3 protein-coding genes are annotated in these 1,453 nt (G+C 43.9%); all 3 read right to left on the bottom strand.

The features are described from left to right. Window positions 1-174: 174 nt before the first annotated feature. A complete protein-coding gene (locus tag A3766_RS27580; protein WP_068512980.1) occupies window positions 175-699 on the bottom strand; it encodes a hypothetical protein in 525 nt (174 codons plus the stop codon). 356 nt (window positions 700-1,055) lie between these two features. After that, on the bottom strand, window positions 1,056-1,337 hold the full coding sequence (locus A3766_RS27575; protein ID WP_369808245.1) for a HigA family addiction module antitoxin: 282 nt from the start codon (window positions 1,335-1,337) through the stop codon (window positions 1,056-1,058). A gap of 15 nt (window positions 1,338-1,352) precedes the next feature. Then, a partial coding sequence (locus A3766_RS32455; RefSeq protein ID WP_197479797.1) for a type II toxin-antitoxin system RelE/ParE family toxin occupies window positions 1,353-1,453 on the bottom strand: 101 nt, incomplete at its 5' end.

Below are 1,453 nucleotides of genomic sequence, written 5' to 3'. Positions count from 1 at the left end.
TGCAGCATTTAAAGATAGAAGGTTGGTTTGATCGGCAATTTCCCGAATGATGTTAGACATTGCTGCAACATTGTTTGACTGCTCAAACAAGACATCCACCATTTTGACGCTTTCTTCAGACAAGGCAGTCATCTTCTCAATCTCAATGCAGGCTTTTTGCGCTTCGGCACGCCCTTATGCAATTTGCTTACGTGAAGTATCAATGTCGGCATGGGTTTCTCGAACTTGCGTTGCAACATCGCTCACGCTGGCACTCAGTTGAGTGACTGCTGCAGCCGAAGAGGAGATTGCCTGCTTTTGTTCCATGGCATTTTTTGCCGAGGTTGAAGCGCTGATCGATAACTCACTCGCCATATGGTTAAACTCAGTAAAGTAACCGTCTCTATGCTGAACAGAGCGTTCTTGATTGAGTAAATAGTGGCGTAGTGCTTCCAGGACGGAGTGTCCAGATCGAGAATGGAGAGGGAGGTCTCGGTGTTGTACACCGTTTTGTTGAAGTAAGCGTGAAACATCTTTGAGAGGTGCAAAAAACTGGTTTCGTTTATAGATCAGGAATATAGATGAGAGCCCAGAAAGAGCAATAAGAAAAACGGTCCAATATGACGAGGGCTGTATTAGCCACGATGTTAGTGTAATGATCGTTAGTAAGGCGATAAAGGGAGTACTGTCTAGTTTCTCAGCCCAAGGCATATTTCGCATGACAAAGCTCCTCTTGGAAATGCCGATGAATTTGAGTGTTTGTATTACAGAGGAGCAAGTACTATGCCGCAGAGTAACTAAGGATTGTTACTGTTTGTAAGGTCTACGGACGACGCTGGTCTTAGCGGGTTTGAGTGTGAGGAGCAATAATAAGGCATAGTTTATTGTTGGGGTTTTTGCCCTACTAAAATGCGAGATGGATCGTTGTGGTGCATGAATTCACACATTAGCTGCTAAATTTTTTTATTCCAACGTGCCTCCTTGGTATTTCTGAACCGCTAAACTTTCGCAGAGCAAGAGGCACTTAAGGCAGGACATACACCCATAAGTCTACAAGATCTAACTCGTCTTATATGCTAGGCGGCAATTAAAGGCTTTACATCGAGTTCACTTCGATTAGCTTCCGCCTGCCACAAATCATATTGTGTTTGCTGATTCAACCAACTTTCAGCTGATGTATTAAACGCAATCGAAAGCCTCACCGCCATTTCAGGGCTAATACCTGCTTTACCGTTAACAATACTAGAGAGTGTTTTTCGACTAACGCCTAATGCTTCAGCCGCTGCAGTGATACTTAGCTCGAGAGGCTCAAGACAAAGCTCTTTAATAATCTCGCCTGGATGTGGAGGGTTGTGCATTAGCATAATTTCACCTCAGTGATAATCTTCGTAATTTACAATTTCTGCATGTTCCCCATTGAAACGGAACGTCACCCTCCAATTCCCACTAACACGAACAGACCAAACATCTGAAC

The sequence above is a fragment of the Oleiphilus sp. HI0132 genome (assembly GCF_001635845.1).
Note: the sequence above shows the minus strand (reverse complement) of the source record. Positions and strands in the feature narration are given on the sequence as shown.

Excerpts from the sequence above, each read along its gene's own strand:
- A3766_RS27575 (WP_369808245.1), bottom strand. The coding sequence starts at position 1,337 with ATGCACAACCCTCCACATCCAGGCGAGATTATTAAAGAGCTTTGTCTT.
- A3766_RS27580 (WP_068512980.1), bottom strand. The coding sequence starts at position 699 with ATGCGAAATATGCCTTGGGCTGAGAAACTAGACAGTACTCCCTTTATC.